The sequence below is a fragment of the Glycomyces salinus genome, from assembly GCF_016428645.1.
In the GTDB taxonomy this organism is placed as follows: Bacteria; Actinomycetota; Actinomycetes; order Mycobacteriales; family Micromonosporaceae; genus Glycomyces; species Glycomyces salinus.
The window spans coordinates 49,646-66,981 of the sequence record NZ_JAELXW010000051.1; the positions used below are offsets into that span (position 1 = coordinate 49,646).

Sequence of the window (17,336 nt, forward strand, 5' to 3'; positions counted from 1 at the left end):
AAGTTCATTCGCCGCCCCACAGATCGGCTTCGGAGGTCCCGCTGGAGCGCCCGAAATCGAGCCGGGGCGCGGTCCCGTCCGGTTCGGGAACCGAATCGGGCGACGGGTGCGGGTGCATGTGCTGGTGGCGCGGGTCGGCGTGCTCGCCGACCGGGCGCGGGGGCTCGCCGTCGTGGACGACGCGGCCGTCGGCGAGGACCACGGCGCGGTCGAGCCGGTCGGTGAGCGGCCCGATCTCGTGCGTGACCAGCAGGACGGCGCATCCGGCGTCGAGGCGGGCGGCGACGACCTCGGCGAGGGCGGTCTGAGTCTCGGCGTCGACGCCGACGGTCGGCTCGTCCATGATCAGCACGTCGGGGTCGGTGGCGAGGGCGCGGGCGATGAGGACGCGCTGCTGCTGGCCGCCGGAGAGGGTGTCGACCGCGCAGCGGGCGTGCTCGGCCAGGCCGACCTCTTCGAGGCTGCGCCGGACCGCCTCGCGGTCGCCGCGGCGGGCGGGCATGCCGAGGAAGCGGTGCGCCAGGCGGCCCTGGCCGACGACCTCGGCGGCGGTGGCCGGGACGCCGGAGGCCGCGCCGGTGCGCTGGGGGACGTAGCCGACGCGCTTCCAGTCGCGGAAGCGGCGCTGGGCGGTGCCGAACAGCTCGATATCGCCTCCGGCGGCCGGGACCAGACCGACGATGGCCTTGACCAGTGTGGATTTCCCGGAACCGTTGGCGCCCATGAGGGCGACGGACTCCCCGGCTTCGACGGCGAGGTCCACGCCGCGTACGACGGCGCGACCGCCGTAGGAGACGGTCGCGCCGCGGGTTGCTATTACGGGCATGGATTGATTGTGCCTATGCCGCACCGAGGGCTTCCTGCAACACGGCGAGGTTGTCGCGCATGATGCTGAAGTAGTCCTCGCCGTCCTGGTCCTCGGTCAGGCCCTCGAGCGGGTTGAGGGTGGCGGTCTCAGCTCCGGTCTCGGCAGCGATGGTGTCGGCGATGTCGGAGGGGACGAGGGTCTCGAAGAAGATCGTGGTCACCCCGTGCTCCTCGACGTACTCGGCGATCTCGGCCATGCGCTGCGAGGAGGGCTCCTGGTCGGGGCTCAGGCCGGAGATGGCGATCTGGTGGAGGCCGTAGCGCTCGGCCAGGTAGCCGAAGGCGGCGTGGGAGGTGACGATGTCGTCGCTGGTGCGGTTCTCCAGGCCCTCGGTGTACTCCTGCTCGAGAGCCTCCAGTTCGGCGGTGAAGTCGCCGACGCCGTCGAGGAAGTCCTGGTCGCCCTCGGCGTCGATCCCCGTCAGCTGGCCGCCGATGAGTTCGCCGATCGCGGCGTAGCGCCTCGGGTCGAGCCAGACGTGGGGGTCGGTGCCTTCGGCCTCGTGGTCGTGGTCGTGTCCGGCCTCGTCCTCGTCTTCGGCGTGCTCGTCCTCTTCGGTGGCCTCTTCGGTGTGCTCGCCTTCGTCGTCGTGGGCGTGCTCATCGTCGTGGGCGTGCTCGTCCTCTTCGGCGTGCTCGTCCTCGTGGTCCTCTTCGAGGAATTCGGTGTCGTCGTAGTCGAGCAGGTCGAGGGCTTCGGATACCTCGAGGGACTTGTCCGAGGCGTATTCCTCGACGGCGTCGTCGAGCGCAGGGCTGAACCCTTCGAGGTAGACGACCAGGTCAGCCTGCTCGATCTCGACGATGTCGCTGGGGGAGAGTTCGAGGTCGTGCGGCTCGACGCCGGCCGGGGTGAGGTTGGACACATTGACTCGGTCACCGCCGACCTGTTCAGCGGCGAAGGCCAGCGGGTAGAAGCCCGCGACGACGTCGATCTCGCCGTCAGCGGAAGCCGAGTCGTCACCGCAGGCCGACAGCGCGGCGGCGGCGATGAGCCCGGCGATGGGCAGGGTGAACATTTGTCGACGCATTATCGAAGCTTGCCTAGAGATGACAATCATTGTCAACACCTAATGTGTGACCCTCCGGAAGTTCGACCGTCTTCACCTGCGTGAACATTCGAGCGCCATGCGCGCCATGATCGTTGTCACTGGTATTCGTTGTCGGGCGACTCGATCTTGGTAACCGATTCGACCTCGATGTACGGGACCAGTTCGCCGTTGATCTCGTCGCGGCCCTCGCGCGGGGTGTAGACGCCGACGACCTCGACCCACTGGTCGGGCTCTAGGCCCTCCGGCACGTCGCCCTCGAAACCGATCTTGACCGGGCGGGCGTCGGCGGCGCAGCAGGCGACGACCATGCGGGCCAGCTGGGGCTCGTCCCCGTCGTAGAGGATGAAGCCGCGCAGCTGGATCCGGCGGTCCTCCAGGGTGATCCCGTCGTCGAATACGGCGCGGGCGGCGTAGTCCATGAGGGTCAGCGGCACCGGGTCGACGTCGTCGGGCAGCTCGGGGTAGGTCGAGCGGTTCTCCTCGGCGCCCAGCGCCGTGCCGGTGCGCTCGGCCTCGTAGGAGCCGAGGGCGTCGGGGGCGACCAGGAGCATCCCGACCACCGGAGCCAGCAGCAGCCAGGCGACCTTGGAGCGGCCTTGGTCGTGCCCGTGGGCGTCCGCTCCGGGCTCTCCGCGGTCCCGCCAGGCCATCCAGGCGGTCACGACCGCGGTGACGACGAGGATGATCCCGGCGGGCAGGACCAGCCAGAACGCGTAGGGCTTGACGTAGTTGAGGTATTCGCCGGTGACGATCAGGCGGATCATGCCGCCGCCGAGCAGGAGCAGGATCACCGCCTGCGCATCTCGCCTCATAGCCACACCGCCCCCATCACCACGGCCGCCAGGAGCGCGACGCAGAAGACCGCGGGAGTGAACCGCAGCGCGAAGCCGCGGCCGAAGGTGCCGGCGTGCATCGCGATGAGCTTGATGTCCACGAACGGGCCGACGACCATGAACGCCAGCTGCGCGGTGGGCGAGAACGCGGTCAGGGAGGCGGCCACGAACGCGTCCGATTCGGAGCAGATCGAGACCAGGACGGCCAGGGCCGCCAGGGCCAGCACCCCCAGGACCGGGTTCTCGGCGACGACGGCCAGCCACCTCTCTGGCACCAGCGTGTTGAGGGTCGCCGCGATGGCCGCGCCGATGACCAGGTAGCCGCCTGCCTGCACGAAGTCACCGCGAAGACTCGACCAGAACGCGGCCCACTTGCCGTCCTCGTGGTCGCGGTGGGCCGGCAGGCGCAGCCACTCGCTGCGGCCGAGCTTGGCCCACAGCCAGCCGATGGCGATCGCCGCTCCCAGGGAGGCGCAGAAGCGGGCAGCGACCATCTCCGGCTGCCCCGAGAAGGCCACGAACGTAGAGACGATGACCACCGGGTTGATCGCCGGGGAGGCGAGCATGAAGGTGAAGGCCGCGGCCGGGGCGACTCCGCGCTTGACCAGGGCCCCGGCGACCGGCACCGAGGCGCACTCGCAGCCGGGCAGCACCGCGCCGGAGAGTCCGGCGACCGGGACGGCTATGGCGGTGCGCTTGGGCACGGCGCGGGTGAACCAGGAGGCGGGCACGAACGAGGCGATGGCCGCCGACAGGAGCGTGCCGGCGACCAGGAACGGGATGGCCTGGACGGCGACGGCCACGAAGCGGGCGGCCCATGCCTGGGAGAGCTCGCCTCCGAGCAGTTCGGCGAGGCCGGGGCGGGCGGTGAGGCCGAAGACCAAGAGCAGCGCGAGGGCCTCGACAGAGGTCAGCCCGCGGCGGCGGGGCGGTGGCGCGGGTCCGGCGGCGTCGGTTGACGCGGCCTCGGACCCGGCGAGGTCTCGGCTCACGTCACCATTCTGCGGTATCGGTGCGCGGGACGCGAGGCGGACACCGTTCCGTGTGCACGACGGCGCTTACTACTCTGGGTCGGTGCAAATCCCGCCCTCGATCGCCACCAGTCACAGGCGGCTCCCGGAGTTCTGCCGGGCCATGCTGCGCGACAAGCGATACCAGACGCTGTCCATGCTCGTCATCATCGTCAACGGCGCCGTGCTGGGCGCGATGACCTTCGAGGGCGCGCTGGACGCGGTCGGCGAGGCCCTGACGCTGATCGACCATGTGTGCCTGGCGTTCTTCGCATTCGAGGTGGTCGTGGGACTGGTCTCCTTCGGACGCAAGCCTTGGCGGTACTTCCGGCGCGGCTGGAACGTCTTCGACTTCGTGATCGTGGTGGCCTCGTTCCTGCCGGGACTGCGGGAGAACGCGACGATCCTGCGTCTGCTGCGCGTGGTCAGGATCTTCCGGTGGATGGCGTCGCTGCGAGTCATCCTGGTCGCGATGGGCAAGGCACTGCCCAAGTCGGGCGGGGTGTTCGCGCTGACCGGAGTGTTCATGTACCTGTGGGCGATGATCGGCTGGATCGCCTTCGGCTCCGACGACGCCGACCATTTCGATTCGGTGGGCACCACACTGCTGGTGCTGCTCCAGATGCTGACCTTCGACGACCTGGGGTCGACCATCCGCGAGTCGATGGCGCTGAACCCGTGGACGCTCCCTTACTTCGTGGGATTCATACTGTTCGCCGCGTTCGTCCTCATGAACGTCCTCATCGGGGTGGTGCTGGCCTCCATGGAGGAGGCCCAGCGCATGGACGACGAGGACGGCCAGGTCTCGGCCGACACCGCCGTGCTGCTGGAGCGGATCGACAAGCTTCAGGAGACGGTGGACCGGTTGGCCGACGACCGGGAGCGGGCCAAGGAGTTCACTCCGTTCCGCTGACCGGGTTCGGCTCGGCGCGGCCGAACCTGCGGTCCCGGCGCGCGTAGGTCTCGCAGGCCCGCCACAGGTGGCGCCGGTCGAAGTCGGGCCACAGGACGTCCATGTAGACGTGCTCGGCGTATGCCGACTGCCAGGCCAGGTAGTTGGAGGTGCGCTGCTCGCCCGAGGGGCGCAGGAACAGGTCCACATCGGGCAGGTCCGGGTTGTAGAGGTACCGGCCGAAGGTCTTCTCGGTGATCCGGTCCGGGTTGACCCTGCCGTCCCTGACGTCGCGGGCCAGCGCGGCGGCGGCGTCGGCGATCTCGGCGCGGGCGCCGTAGTTCACGCAGAACTGGAGGGTGATCTTGTCGTTCCGCTTCGACATCTCCTCGGCCACCAGCAGCTCGTCGATGACGCTCTTCCACAGCTTCGGGCGCCTCCCGGCCCAGCGGATGCGGACCCCCATCGCGTGCAGCTCGTCGCGTCGGCGGTGGATGACGTCGCGGTTGAAGCCCATCAGCCAGCGGACCTCGTCGGGGCTGCGCCGCCAGTTCTCGGTCGAGAAGGCGTAGGCCGACAGGGTCCCGATGCCGAGCTCGATCGCGCCTTCGATGGTGTCGAACAGCGACGTCTCCCCCATCGTGTGCCCCTCGGTGCGCTTGAGTCCGCGCTCCTTGGCCCACCGGCCGTTCCCGTCCATGATGATCGCCACGTGCTTGGGCAGCACCTCCCGGGGGATGACCGGCGGCCGGGCACCGGAAGGGTGCGGCTTGGGCGGCTCGTACTGACGGCTCACTGGACCTCCGATCGACAGGCGGGACTCGATCGTAATAGCGCCGCCCGAAGCTCGGAACCTGCGGCGGCCGATTCGGGGCCCGGTCGCTTCCCCGGGCCGGTTGCGCGGGGCGGCTAGTATGCGCTGGAATCCGGCCCCGCCCATAGGAGTGCTCGTTGTTCGGCATCCTCGCCCCCTGCCCTGCCCGCACGCCCGAGGACCTCAGACCGCGCTGGATGGGCCACTTCTGCGGACTCTGCCTCGAACTGCGCGACGAGGCCGGGCACGCCGCGCGGCTGACGACCAACTACGACGCCCTGACCCTGTCGGCCCTCGTCGAAGGCCAGACCGAGTCGCGGGAGGACGCCCGCACCGCCGGGCCCTGCGCTCTGCGAGGCATGCGCCGCCAGCGCATCCCCACCGGGGGCGGTCCCCGTCTGGCCGCCTCCGCGTCTCTCCTGCTGGCCGCCGCCAAACTCGACGACCACCGCGCCGATCGCGACGGCCTGGCCTCCCGCCCCGGCTTCGCCGGCATCGCGCGCCGCACCGCCGACCGCTACCGCGCCAAGGCGCTGGCCATCGGCGACGCGATCGACCTCCCCGTCGACCGGGTCACCGCCGCCATCGACCTGCAGCAGGCCGCGGAGGCGGCCGCTGGGCCGGGCACGGCCCTGGAGGCGGTCACCGCCCCGACCGCCGAGGCCACCGCCGAACTGTTCGCCCACGCCGCCGTACTGGCCGACCGCCCCGGCAACATCGCGCCCTTCCGCGCCGCCGGAGCCGCCTTCGGCGCTCTCGCCCACCTCCTCGACGCCGCCGACGACTACGAGGACGACCTGCGGCGCGGCGCCTGGAATCCGCTTCGAGCCACCGGCACCTCCCTCGACCGGGCCCGCCGCACCGCCCGCGGCCTCCTGTCCGACCTCGGGGCCGCTCTGGAGACGGCGGACCTGGCCGACGCGACCATGCCCCGGCTCCTGCTCGGCCGCTACGCCTCCCACGCGGTCGCCAAGAGCTTCGGCACCGTGTGCTCCAACGCCTCCCACCAGGTCTCAGGGGCCGATCAGGGTCCGCCCAAGGAGCCCGGGCCGCACTACCAGGGTCCTCCCGGCGGGCCGCCGCCTGAGCCCGGCTGGAGGCCCGGCAAGGGTTTCTGGGCCGGCATGTGCGGACTCATCGTCGCCGCCTGCGGCTGCCAGGCGTGCTGCGCGGCCAAGTGCGCGGACTCCTGCACCGACCGGAGCTGCGACGGCTGCGCGAGCGGCTGGAACTGCGACTGCTCGTGCGACCGCTGCGGGGACAAGTGCTGCGACCGCTGCTGCGGCGACTGCCGCGGCCGATGCTGCTCGCGATGCGACGACTGCGATGGGTGCGACGGCTGCTGCTCCGGGTGCGGAGACTGCAACTGCGGTTGAGCGCGCGGCTCAGTGGGGCACGTACTTGAGGGTCTTCAGGGGGCGTTCGGAGTGCCATTGGAAGTGGGCGGCGATCAGGCCCGCCGCTTCGGTGCGTTCGCGGCCGTCGGCCTCGGCGGCGTGTTTCCAGTCGCCGATCTCCAGGGCCCGCATGAGCTCCATCGACGCCGGGGTGGGGACGGCGGCGCCGCCGGGGCGGCAGTCGCGGCAGACCGCGCCGCCGGCGGGCACGGCGAAGGCCCGGTGCTCGCCGTCCTTGCCGCAGCTGGCGCATTCGCTCAGCGACGGGGCCCAGCCGGCGGTCTTCATGCCGCGCAGCAGGTAGGAGTCCATGACCAGCAGCGGCGGCAGCCCGGTCTCGACCAAGGCCCGGAAGGCGCCGAGGGTGAGCTGGAAGACGTCGAGGTCGGGCTGGTGGTCCTCGGGGACGAGCCGCTCGGCGGCCTCGGCGATGACGCACGCGGCGGTGTAGGCGGTCCAGTCGGCGCTGATCTTGCCGCCCGACAGGTGCAGGCCGACCGCCTGGGTGACGGTGTGCAGCTCGCCGCGGCCCTCGATGAGCTGGAGGTCGACGTGCCCGAACGGGGCCAGCCGCGCCCCGAACTTCGAGGAGGTGCGCCGCAGTCCCTTGGCGACGGCCCGGAACCGGCCCCGGCCGCGGCCCAGCAGCGACACGATCGAGTCGGCCTCCCCGAGTTTGAACGTGCGCAGCACCACCGCGTCGTCGCGGAAGAGCTTCCTGGTACCGACCCCCACGCCGCAAGCCTAGCCCGGGGCCCGGACATAACGCCTTGCGATCGGTGGGGCCCCCGCATAGGTTTGGCCTCGTGCGCATCATCTCCGTGAACATCGGCAGAGTCCGCCCCAACGAGTGGAAAGAGGGCGTCGGATTCACCGGCATCGACAAGCGGCCGGTGCCGGGCCCGGTCGCGGTGCGCCCGGCCGGACCCAAGCCCTCGGGCGAGGTCGGCCTCGAAGGCGACAGGGTGGGCGACATCGAGCACCACGGCGGCACCGACCAGGCCGTCTACGCCTACTCGCGGGACGACTACGACCACTTCGAGCGCCTCCTCGGCCGCGACTTCCACGAGGGCGCGTTCGGCGAGAACCTCACCGTCACCGGCCACGACCTCGGCCGCGCCCGCACCGGCGAACGCTGGGCCGGCCCCGACGGGCTGGTCCTGGAGGTGACGAGCCCGAGGATCCCCTGCAACACCTTCCGCGGCTGGATCGCCGAGAAGGGCTGGCTGAAGACCTTCACCGCCGAGGCCCGCCCCGGCGCCTATCTGAAGGTCGTCTCCCCCGGCACCGTCTCCGAGGATGCCGAGCTGGAGGTGGTCGACCGGCCCGACCACGACATCACCATCGAGCGGATGTTCAGGGCCGGGATGGGCGACAGAGCGCTGGCCATGGAGCTGCTGGACTCCCCGCACCTCGGCGACGACCACCGCGAATTCCTGGAGCGCCGCTACGACCTCTGAAGCTCGCGCCGCCCGGCGAAGTAGGCGTTCGCCCCCGGAGTGAACATCGCCGCGGTCGCGACCACCACGGCGGCGATGTGCAGCAGGCGCACTGCCAGGAACGGGTCCGCCAGTTCTCCCCCGGAGCCGAAGGCGTCGGCGAAGTCGGCACCGGAGGCGAGTTCCATCGCGGCGGGCACGACCATCGCCGCCAGGCCGACCACCGACAGCAGCGCGGTCAGGGCCGTGCGGGCCCAGCGGCGGCCGAGCGTGAAGAACACGACGAGCGCCGCCGCGACCGTGTAGACGATCGAGCGGAGCCCGATGGCGGTCCAGACTCCGGCGTCGAAGGCGTCGTCCATGGCCAGTTCGGTGACGACCAGGCCGGTCTCGGTGACACCGGCGGCGATCGCGACCGCCCAGCAGACGGCGGCGGCTTTGACGGTCCCTGGGGTTTTCATGCCCTCAACGCTATGGCCGCGCCCGGTGGGGCGCCATGCGGCGCACGGCCGAATCCGGGGTACCGCCTGCCCTACCCCGGTTCGGCGAGGCGGCGGCGTCCGAGGTGGTCGGCGGCGCGGATCGGTTCGGGGAGGCGGTATCTGGGGGCCAGTTCGAGCACCAGGTCGCGGGCGGTGGCGAGGGTGCAGCGGTGGCCGACCGAGACGTACACGGGCTTGACGTTCTCGCGGGTGCGCAGGGCGCAGCCGATGACCTCCTCGCCGCCGTAGATCGAGGTCCACGCTCCCCGCACGGGCCCGGGTTCGTCCACCGGCAGGTGGGGCGGGCTCTTGGCCACGCCTATCGAGGGCGTGTCGAGAACGATGCCGAGGTGGCAGGCCAGACCGAAGCGCCTCGGGTGTGTCAGGCCGTAGCCGTCGCAGAGGTAGGCGTCCGGTTCGACGGTGAGCGCCTCGACCGCCCGCAGCAGCATCGGCAGCTCCCGGAAGGCCAGCAGGCCGGGCACGTACGGGAACTCGGAGCGGCCGCGGACGACCGAGCGGTCGAGTTCGGCGAGGTCGCCGCGGCGCTGGACCACGGCAGTGGCCACCACCTCGTCGCTGCGCTTGTCGTAGGCGATGTCGAGCCCGGCGACGGATTCGACGTCGCCGGGCGGTTCGGCGACGACGACGCAGCTGGCCAGCTCCGACTGCATCGCCACCGCCTCGGCCTCGTCGGCCGGCAGGCGGGCGTACGGTCCGCGGGGGTTCGGGGCGTCGGCGCTCACGCCCGCAAGCCTAACCAAAGACCTCGGGGTGCTCCCCGGGGTCAGAACAGCTTGATCTGCGGGCCCTGGAGCGGGCCGGAGCCCATCGGGTCGGTCGGGCCCTCGTCGCCGCCGCCGTACTGGACCTCGTCCATGTAGCGGCTGTCGTCGTCCTGGCCCAGGAGGGCGTCGGGGTCTTCGAGGTCGCCGTCGCGGTCGACCGCGATCTGGTCCATGTCGCCGTCGCCGTCGGAGTCGACCCGAAAGTAGTCGGCCTGGCCGTCGCCGTCCACGTCGTAGGCCTCGGTGTCGACCACCCCGTCGCCGTCGGTGTCCTCTTCGGAGAGGAGGACGCCCTCGTCGTCGAGGGTGGCGGTCTCGCCGTCGATGGTGACCTCGTCGAACTTGCCCTCGCCATCGGTGTTGACCATCTCGACGTCGTACTCGCCGTCGCCGTCGGTGTCCATCAGCAGGGTCTCCATGTACCCGTCGCCGTCGGTGTCGACGCGCTTGTAGTCCATCTGGCCGTCGCCGTCGGTGTCGCGCTCGGAGACGTCGATCTGGCCGTCGCCGTCGGTGTCGGCCTGGACCTGGTCGGTGTAGTAGTCGCCGGTGTTGTCGACCGCGTAGGTGTCGTACTCGCCGTCGCCGTCCTCGTCGTAGGCGATGGTCTCGAAGTGGCCGTCGCCGTCGGTGTCGACGACGGCGACACCGTCCTCCTCGTACACGTTGTCGGCGTCGGCACCCTCGACCGCTTCACCGAAGTCCACGTCGTCGTCGAACTGCCCGTAGTCGCTCATGGCTCCTCCGCTCCTCGAATGCTTAGCCTGGACCCCACACTATGGCCCCGGCCCGCACGGTACTTCCCCGATTCGTGCCAGGGCTCCGCTGAGAGCGGATCAGGCTTGCCCCGAAGCGCCCCGAAAGCGATGATCGGGAGATGAGCGGACAACGAACCCTCCTGGTCCTGGGCGGCACCGTGTACCTGTCCAAGGCCGTCGCCAAGGCGGCGGTCGAGCGCGGCTCGCGAGTGACCGTCGCGGCCCGGGGGGCGAGCGGGGAGCCTCCCGAAGGCGTCGAGTTCGTGCGGATCGACCGGTCGAGCCCGGAGGGCGTCGCGCCGCTGGCGGGGCGGTCCTTCGACGCCGTGGTGGACGTCTCGCGCATCCCGGCGCAGGTCGGCCCGGTGCTCGACGCCCTGGCAGACGGGGCCGGGCATTGGACGTTCGTCTCCTCGATCTCGGTGTACGCCGACCCGTCGGCCCGCGGCGACCGGACGCTGGAGCCGAGTTCGGCCGACGAGACCGAGACGAGTCTGGAGCTGTACGGCCGCAACAAGGTCACCTGCGAGAACCTGGTGCGCGAGCGGCTCGGGGACCGGGCGTTCGTCCCGCGGCCGGGCCTGATCGTCGGCGCGGGCGACAACTCCGACCGGCTCGGCTGCTGGCCGCTGCGCATCGCCGAGGGCGGCGAGGTCCTCGCCCCGGGCAGGCCCGAGCGCCAGGTCCAGTGGATCGACGTCGAGGACCTGGCCGCGTGGATCCTCGACGCCGGGGAGCGGGGCGTGGTCGGCACGTTCGACGCGATCGGCCGGCCGATCGCCATGGAGCGGTTCCTCCACGGCATCGCCGACACCCTGATCGGACTCGGCGTCATCGAGGCGCGCCCGGAATTCACATGGGTCCCGCAGGACTTCCTGGCCGAGCACGGGGTCAACCCGTGGGCGGGACCGGATTCGCTGGGGCTGTGGCTGCCGGAGCCGGACTACGACGGGATGGTCTCCCACGATCCGGAGTCGGCGTTCGGGGCCGGACTGGCGACGGTGTCGCTGGCGACGACGATCGAGCGCTGGTGGAAGGCCAACGCCGACGCTCCGCGGTTGACGGCGGGGCTGACGCGCGAGAAGGAAGGGACCGTGCTGGGCATCTGGCACGACCGTGAACGGACCTTCGAGGTGCCCACGCCCGAGAACTTCGTCGGGCCGTGACCGCGCCCCCGCCGGGAACGGCGGAGGCGCCGGTCGGTGCTACTGCGGCGGGGACGGCGGCTGGCCGGGCCCCGGAGGCGGCTGCTGCCCCGGGTACGGCGGCTGGCCGGGACCGCCCGGGTACGGGGGCTGCCCGGGGCCTCCCGGGTAGGGCGGCTGCGGCTCTTCCTTGCGGAAGAAGTCGTTGGACGGCGGCATGGCCAGCACGATGATGATCACCAGCGAGCCGACCAGGAGCAGCAGCAGGGTGATCCACTGTGATGCGATCATCCAGCCCGGCGTGGCGTCCTGGACCGCCTGCGTCGTGGCGTCCTCGTATTCGGTGTCCCCCAGGTTGACCGTGGCCGAGCCGACCATGCTGACCAGCAGCGGCAGGCCGCAGCAGGCCAAGGCGAGTCCGGAGAGGATCCAGCTGAGAATCCGCGCGGGCCGCTTGCCCTTGTTGTTGAGCAGCCCGAGCACGAGGTAGAAGACCGCGAAGAGGATGAAGATCGCCGCCACTCCGGCGAACATGACCGTCACGAGGGTCGAGATGTCGTCGCGGGTCAGGCCCGAGGCGTCGAAGCTCGGGTCGGACTGGATGTCCTCCCATGCCTGCTCTTCGATCGGGCCGCTGGCGGTGAACCCGCCCAGTGCCGTGATCACCAACGAGATCGCGGTGAGGAACTGGATCCAGACCGCGAGCGTGACCGTCCCGGGCCTCGGTTTCGGGCCCGGCCCCGGCATGGGGTTCTGCTGCGGGTATGGCGGCTGTCCGTAAGCCATGTCGCTCTCCGTTTCCGTTGCGGGCTCGGCCCATCCTACGGCCCCCGCCCCTTTCCGTCAGCCTATGCCGTGCGGCCGCTCCTCACGGCAGGATGTAGGTCTCGAGGTCGTCGAGGATCATTCCGGCGGCGGTGACCCCGATGCCGGTCATCCAGACCTCGTCGTCGACCGCGTGGACCTGTCCCGCTTCGACCGCCGACATGGACTCCCAGAGCGGACCGGAGGTGTACTCGGTCAACTGGGACTCGCCGTCGGGCCCGTAGGCGCAGTAGAAGATGAAGTCGCCGTCGACGGTGTCGAGCTCCTCTGGGGAGACTTCGCCGAAGCGGCGGTCGTCGGCGCCTTCGAGACGCTGGAGTTCGGGGCGGCCGAGTCCGGTGTCGCCCACCACGATCCCCGAGAAGCCGTCGGGGCCGTAGAAGCGGATGTGGTCGGGCATGAAGCGGACGATGGAGATCTCGGGCGATGCACCGGCGGCGGTGGCGATGGAGAAACCGATGTCGGTCGCGCGGGACTCGTATTCCTCCAGCAGCTCCTGAGCCTCCTCCCCCTTGCCGAGGGCCTCGCCGTCGAGCAGGAAGTTCTCCTTCCAGGTGATGCCGACGTTCTCGGTGAAGACGGTCGGGGCGATCTCGCTGAGCTCGTCGTAGAACTCCTCCTGGCGGAACTTGGAACCGAGGATGAGGTCGGGGTCGAGCCGGTCGATGGCCTCCAGGTCGGGGTCGGTCAGGGTGCCGACCACGGTCACATCGGAGAGGTCGCCGAGGTAGGTGGGCAGCTCGGTCTCTCCAGCGCGGGCCGCGCCGACCGGGGTGACGCCCAGGGACAGGGCGGTGTCGATCTTGTCGGTGTCGAGGACGACGACGCGTTCGGGCTCGACCGGGACGTCCGTCGATCCCATGGCGTGCTCGACGGTGCGGGTCTCGCCCTCGACCTCGCCGCCGTCGGAGACGGGGTCAGAGCTGCCGCACGCGGTCAGTCCGATCGCGACGACCGAGCCGAGGAGCCCGGCGATGATGCTGTTGCGCACTGGTCTTGCCTTTCGTCATGAGCAGATAGATGAGGTAGGCGCCGCCGAGCGCCGCGGTGAGCACGCCGGCGGGGAGCTGGTAGTCGCCGAAGGCGGTCCGGCCGACCCAGTCGGCCAGCACGAGCAGGACCGACCCGGCCAGCGCGGTCGCCAGCAGCGGTGGGCGGGAGGTGCGGGTCAGGCGGCGCGCGATCTGGGGCGCGGCCAGGGCCACGAATTCGACGGAGCCCACTTGGGACACCGCCGCGGAGGCGAGTACGACGCCGAGGACGGCCAGCCAGAGCCGGCGGGAGGAGACGCGGACGCCGATGCCGATGGCGGTCGGGCCGTCGAGGGCAGTGGTGTCCAGGGCGCGCTGGGCCCACAGCAGCGCCGGAAGCGCGAGCAGGAGCACCGCGCCGACGAAGGCCGCCTCGTCCCAGCCGCGTCCGGCGAGGGTGCCGATCAGCCAGATCTGGGCGCGCTGGGCGTCGATGGGCGCGGCGGCGAGCAGGAGCATCTGGGTGCCGGACTTGAGCAGGACGGCCACTGCTATCCCGGCCAGCACGAAGCGGGGGGTCGACAGGGATCCTTTCGAGCCGACGGCGAGGACGAGCGCGGCCGCGGCGAGTCCCCCGGCGAGGGCCGCGGGGGCCAGGAGGGTGAAGCCGAGTCCGGCGGTGAGCGCGAGGGTGGCGGCCAGTCCGGCGCCGGCGGTGACGCCGATGATGTCGGGGCTGGCCAGGGGGTTGCGGGCGATGGACTGGATGAGGGCGCCGGAGAGCGCGAGCGCGGCTCCGGCGGCGACGGCGAGGACGGTGCGGGGCAGGCGCAGCACCTCGATGGTGAGGTCGTAGGGGCTCTCGCCGGTCAGGGAGGCGAGGGCGTCGGCGAACGTGATGTAGGTTTCACCCAGGCACAACGCGGTGGTGACGGCCGCGAGCAGGGCGGCCAGGAGGACCGCGCAGACGGCGGCGGAGCGGCGGTGGACGGTCACCGAGTGGACGCCTACGCGGATGACGGTGCGTCCGGGGAGATCGAGGCCGGTCATGCGGTCACCATTCTCGCCCTGCGGACCAGTGCGATCAGCAGCGGGGCGCCGATGATCGCGCAGACGATGCCGGCGGGGGCCTCGCCGGGCACGATGACACGACCGATGACGTCGGCTCCCAGCAGCAGGACCGGTCCGAGCACGACGCTGAGGACGATCATGGGCCGATGGTCGCCGCCAACGGCCCAGCGAGCGAGGTGCGGAATGGCCAGGCCGACGAAGCCGATCGGTCCGGCCGCGGCCACCGCCGCGCCGACCAGGAGGGCCACGGTGAGCGCGGCGACGGCGCGGGTGAGGCCGACGCGGTGCCCGAGTCCGGTGGCGGCCTCGCTGCCGAGCAGGAGCCCGTCGAGGCCGCGCGCGATGAGGAAGGCGACGGCCAGGCCCGCCAGCAGGAACGGGAGCATCGCGGCGGCGGCGCTCTCGTCGCGTGCGGCCAGGGAGCCGACCGCCCAGAAGCGGTACTGGTCGAAGGACTGGACGTCGGTGGTGAGGACGGCGTAGACGGCGGCCGAGAGGCTGGCGTCCAGGGCGGCGCCGGTGATGGCGAAGGTGACCGGGGAGGAGTCGCCGCGTGAGGCGGCAGTGCTGATGGCGTAGCCGAGGATCCCGGCGGCGAGGGCTCCGGTGATGCCGAACCACACGTACTGCTCGAGGCGGGTCATGTCGAAGACGCTGAGCCCGATGACGACGCCGAGGCTCGCCCCTGAGGCGACGCCGAAGATGCGGGGGTCGGCCAGGGGGTTGCGGGTGACGGTCTGCATGAGGACGCCGGCGACGGCGAGTCCGGCTCCGGCGAGGATGCCGACGATGGAGCGGGGGACGCGCTGGTCCCAGACGACGGCGGTGGCGATCGGATCGGAGCGGTAGATGAGGGCGTCCCAGACTTCGAGAGGGCTCAGGTCGCGGGCGCCGACCGCGAGGCTGGCGAGCACGACCAGCGCCAGGGCGGCGACGGCCGAGGAGGTGGTCAGCCGCCTGCCGCGCGCGGTGGCGGAAGGTCGGAGGGTCGGGACCGGAGAGGGCACCACACGATGATAGGTGAGGCTAACCTTACTATGAAGTGGCGGTACGTGATTGTGACGTTGACTCTTATATGATCCGGCCGTGACCAACCCCGGATACCCTCCTGCGCCGGAGCCCGGCAAGCCGAGCCCCGGCGAGCCCCCGGCGCAGCCGCCCACGCGGCCCGATATGGCGGCCCGGCCGGACATGCTGCCACCCGCGCCGACCCCGCCGCCGGGAGCGCCGGCCGCCGCGCCGCCGGGCTACGGCCAGTTCCCGCCGCAGGTCCCGGCCGCTCCCGTGCCGAAGCGCGGCGGCGGCACGGTCGTACTCGTCGTCGTGGTCGTGCTGCTCATGCTCGGCGGCGGCGCGGCCGGGTACTTCCTTCTCGGGGACTCCGACGACGGCGGCGAAGCGGCCATTGACGACGGTGCGACCTCGGCCGAAGCGGATGAGAAGACCGGAGCGGACGAGCCCGAGGGCGAAGAGGAGACCGAACCCGAGGACGGGGCGACCGAGGACGAGCCTCCGCAGACCGGGGAGACGCTGCCGGTCGAATCGCTCGGAGCCCAGGTCCCGGTCCCCAGTGACCAATGGGAGCTCTCGTCCGGCCCAGGAGCGTCCGGCGAGGACATGGTCGACTCGTTCGGCCTCACCATCGAGTACGAGGAGAACTGGGTGGCCGTGTTCCAGGTCGGCCAGTACGCCATCGCCGATCTGCCTCACGACCCGGACGAGTTGGGGGCCACGGCCTCCGAGATCGCCCGGTTCTGGGCCGAGGACCTGTCCTCGGTAGGCGAGAACGGCGATCACACCGATCCCGGGGTCACCGAACTGAGCGTCGACGGCCGCGACGCGGTGATCGCCGAGTCAACCGCGACCTGGGAGAACTCGGAGGTCACCGTGGACACGCGCGAGACGGCGATCGTCTTCCTGGTCGACATCGACGGCGTCAACGCCCTCTACGGCACGGCCTTCGTGCCCGAGTCGGCCGAGGACCAGTACGACGCGGTCATCGCCGCCTTCGAGGGCACGACCTTCGAGGAGTAGTCGCCGACGGGGAGACCCATCATGAAAGGCACGACGCTCAAGGGCATCCCCGGTCCGATCCTGATCGCGGTCGCGATCCTGTGGATCTCGGCCGCGGCCGGGCTGATTGAGTCCGGGGCCGACTTCGTCGACCACACCGACAGCGGCGGCGACCCGTTCACGGCGCTGATCCTGATGGGACTGATATTCGCCGACCTGGTGAACGCGGTCCTCGGCCTCGGCATCCAGCTGCACCGCCGCTGGGCGCGCGTGACCGCGATCATGGTGTGCCTCATGAGGACCGCCGTCGCGCTCATCGCCGCGACCGTGGGCGAGTTCTCCTATGTGTGGGCGGCGACGAACCTGGCCGTCATCGTGCTCATGCTCTTCCCGTCCGCGGCCGCCTGGTGCGACCGGTGATCAAGGCGGTCTTACCACTACCGGGCCGGAACGAGCTGAGGTTCAGGCGGTCAGCGACGAAGAGGTGTGTGGAGGGCTGGGGTCGGTGGCGTGCCTCGGGCCGAGTGGCCCCGGGACTGGCAGCTGCTGCGAGGGAGGTTCGTCTTCTGTCGAGTGTGTGCGGTGTCGGGCGTGGATCGCTTGGGACGCAGCCGGTCCCGGGCGGTGAACATGAGTCTTCTCCAACCCTGCGGGTGATGGCAATCGCTGGTTGGGCTGTCACCATTGATGTAGCACAACCGGACGGAAACAGATCAGAAGATCGAAGGTTCGGATCAAGGGGGGTGTGGCACATGGCGAGGAGCGTGAACCCGGTAGAGCGGAGTGAGACCGCCAGGGAGATCCGCACCGACCTCGATGCGGCGGCTGCGGCCATCAACGCCTTCCACGCCCGAGTGCTCGCCCAAGTCATCAAGGCCCAAGCCTGGAAGATCCACCGCGACGTCGACGGGTTCTCCGCGCTCCGGGACTGGCTGGTGTCGAAGTTCGACTTCCACTACAAGACCGCCGCCGACCTGGC

20 protein-coding genes are annotated in these 17,336 nt (G+C 71.0%); 7 read left to right on the top strand and 13 right to left on the bottom strand.

The genetic code is table 11. From position 1 onward, the window contains the following. Window positions 1–4 precede the first annotated feature (4 nt). The 4 genes from JFB92_RS15150 to JFB92_RS15165 form a co-directional block, all read right to left on the bottom strand. Window positions 5–826 carry a metal ABC transporter ATP-binding protein gene (locus JFB92_RS15150; RefSeq protein WP_199040454.1) on the bottom strand — a complete coding sequence of 274 codons (822 nt, stop codon included), beginning with the start codon at window positions 824–826 and terminating at the stop codon, window positions 5–7. 13 nt (window positions 827–839) lie between these two features. Continuing rightward, the gene (locus JFB92_RS15155) at window positions 840–1,886 is read right to left on the bottom strand and encodes a metal ABC transporter substrate-binding protein (protein ID WP_233163277.1); all 1,047 of its coding nucleotides are present in this window, start codon (window positions 1,884–1,886) and stop codon (window positions 840–842) included. A 128-nt stretch (window positions 1,887–2,014) separates the two neighbouring features. After that, a complete protein-coding gene (locus tag JFB92_RS15160) occupies window positions 2,015–2,731 on the bottom strand; it encodes a TIGR03943 family putative permease subunit (RefSeq protein WP_199040461.1) in 717 nt (238 codons plus the stop codon). Next, entirely contained in the window at window positions 2,728–3,744 is a 1,017-nt protein-coding gene (locus JFB92_RS15165) for a permease (protein ID WP_199040464.1), read from the bottom strand. The genes JFB92_RS15160 and JFB92_RS15165 overlap by 4 nt, the downstream gene beginning before the upstream one ends. A gap of 82 nt (window positions 3,745–3,826) precedes the next feature. On the opposite strand from JFB92_RS15165, the gene JFB92_RS15170 reads away from it, so the two are divergent. Next, on the top strand, window positions 3,827–4,675 hold the full coding sequence (locus JFB92_RS15170; protein ID WP_199040467.1) for an ion transporter: 849 nt from the start codon (window positions 3,827–3,829) through the stop codon (window positions 4,673–4,675). Here the strand turns inward: JFB92_RS15170 and JFB92_RS15175 are convergent. Beyond that, a complete protein-coding gene (locus JFB92_RS15175; protein WP_307789170.1) occupies window positions 4,659–5,450 on the bottom strand; it encodes an isoprenyl transferase in 792 nt (263 codons plus the stop codon). The genes JFB92_RS15170 and JFB92_RS15175 overlap by 17 nt on opposite strands. Window positions 5,451–5,605: 155 nt before the next feature. Between JFB92_RS15175 and JFB92_RS15180 the strand changes: the two genes are divergently transcribed. Continuing rightward, the gene (locus JFB92_RS15180; RefSeq protein ID WP_199040470.1) at window positions 5,606–6,844 is read left to right on the top strand and encodes a DUF5685 family protein; all 1,239 of its coding nucleotides are present in this window, start codon (window positions 5,606–5,608) and stop codon (window positions 6,842–6,844) included. A gap of 9 nt (window positions 6,845–6,853) precedes the next feature. Here JFB92_RS15180 and recO read toward each other — a convergent pair whose 3' ends face one another. After that, on the bottom strand, window positions 6,854–7,600 hold the full coding sequence (gene recO / locus JFB92_RS15185; RefSeq protein WP_199040473.1) for a DNA repair protein RecO: 747 nt from the start codon (window positions 7,598–7,600) through the stop codon (window positions 6,854–6,856). 71 nt (window positions 7,601–7,671) lie between these two features. On the opposite strand from recO, the gene JFB92_RS15190 reads away from it, so the two are divergent. After that, window positions 7,672–8,325, top strand: coding sequence for an MOSC domain-containing protein (locus tag JFB92_RS15190; RefSeq protein WP_307789171.1), 654 nt, complete (start codon window positions 7,672–7,674; stop codon window positions 8,323–8,325). On the opposite strand, the gene JFB92_RS15195 is transcribed toward JFB92_RS15190, so the two are convergent. From JFB92_RS15195 to JFB92_RS15205, 3 genes are all read right to left on the bottom strand, one after another. After that, a complete protein-coding gene (locus JFB92_RS15195; protein ID WP_199040476.1) occupies window positions 8,313–8,765 on the bottom strand; it encodes a hypothetical protein in 453 nt (150 codons plus the stop codon). The genes JFB92_RS15190 and JFB92_RS15195 overlap by 13 nt on opposite strands. Before the next feature lie 71 nt (window positions 8,766–8,836). Next, window positions 8,837–9,460 carry an endonuclease V gene (locus JFB92_RS15200; RefSeq protein WP_233163313.1) on the bottom strand — a complete coding sequence of 208 codons (624 nt, stop codon included), beginning with the start codon at window positions 9,458–9,460 and terminating at the stop codon, window positions 8,837–8,839. 113 nt (window positions 9,461–9,573) lie between these two features. Next, complete coding sequence (locus tag JFB92_RS15205) at window positions 9,574–10,311, bottom strand: hypothetical protein (protein ID WP_199040482.1); 738 nt, start codon at window positions 10,309–10,311, stop codon at window positions 9,574–9,576. Window positions 10,312–10,451: 140 nt separating this feature from the next. On the opposite strand from JFB92_RS15205, the gene JFB92_RS15210 reads away from it, so the two are divergent. Beyond that, on the top strand, window positions 10,452–11,498 hold the full coding sequence (locus JFB92_RS15210) for an NAD-dependent epimerase/dehydratase family protein (RefSeq protein WP_199040485.1): 1,047 nt from the start codon (window positions 10,452–10,454) through the stop codon (window positions 11,496–11,498). A gap of 39 nt (window positions 11,499–11,537) precedes the next feature. On the opposite strand, the gene JFB92_RS15215 is transcribed toward JFB92_RS15210, so the two are convergent. The 4 genes from JFB92_RS15215 to JFB92_RS15230 form a co-directional block, all read right to left on the bottom strand. After that, window positions 11,538–12,263 carry a hypothetical protein gene (locus tag JFB92_RS15215; RefSeq protein WP_199040489.1) on the bottom strand — a complete coding sequence of 242 codons (726 nt, stop codon included), beginning with the start codon at window positions 12,261–12,263 and terminating at the stop codon, window positions 11,538–11,540. Window positions 12,264–12,345: 82 nt separating this feature from the next. Beyond that, window positions 12,346–13,293 carry an ABC transporter substrate-binding protein gene (locus tag JFB92_RS15220; RefSeq protein ID WP_199040492.1) on the bottom strand — a complete coding sequence of 316 codons (948 nt, stop codon included), beginning with the start codon at window positions 13,291–13,293 and terminating at the stop codon, window positions 12,346–12,348. Next, window positions 13,220–14,323 carry a FecCD family ABC transporter permease gene (locus tag JFB92_RS15225; RefSeq protein WP_199040495.1) on the bottom strand — a complete coding sequence of 368 codons (1,104 nt, stop codon included), beginning with the start codon at window positions 14,321–14,323 and terminating at the stop codon, window positions 13,220–13,222. The genes JFB92_RS15220 and JFB92_RS15225 overlap by 74 nt, the downstream gene beginning before the upstream one ends. After that, a complete protein-coding gene (locus JFB92_RS15230) occupies window positions 14,320–15,351 on the bottom strand; it encodes a FecCD family ABC transporter permease (protein WP_307789172.1) in 1,032 nt (343 codons plus the stop codon). The genes JFB92_RS15225 and JFB92_RS15230 overlap by 4 nt, the downstream gene beginning before the upstream one ends. 79 nt (window positions 15,352–15,430) lie before the next feature. Here JFB92_RS15230 and JFB92_RS15235 point away from each other — a divergent pair, with 79 nt between their 5' ends. From JFB92_RS15235 to JFB92_RS15245, 3 genes are all read left to right on the top strand, one after another. Next, window positions 15,431–16,378: a hypothetical protein gene (locus JFB92_RS15235; protein WP_199040507.1), complete on the top strand. Its 948-nt coding sequence runs from the start codon at window positions 15,431–15,433 to the stop codon at window positions 16,376–16,378. 21 nt (window positions 16,379–16,399) lie between these two features. Further along, entirely contained in the window at window positions 16,400–16,777 is a 378-nt protein-coding gene (locus tag JFB92_RS15240; protein ID WP_199040499.1) for a hypothetical protein, read from the top strand. 344 nt (window positions 16,778–17,121) lie between these two features. Beyond that, the coding region (locus JFB92_RS15245) for a hypothetical protein (protein WP_199040501.1) at window positions 17,122–17,336 on the top strand (215 nt) is incomplete at its 3' end.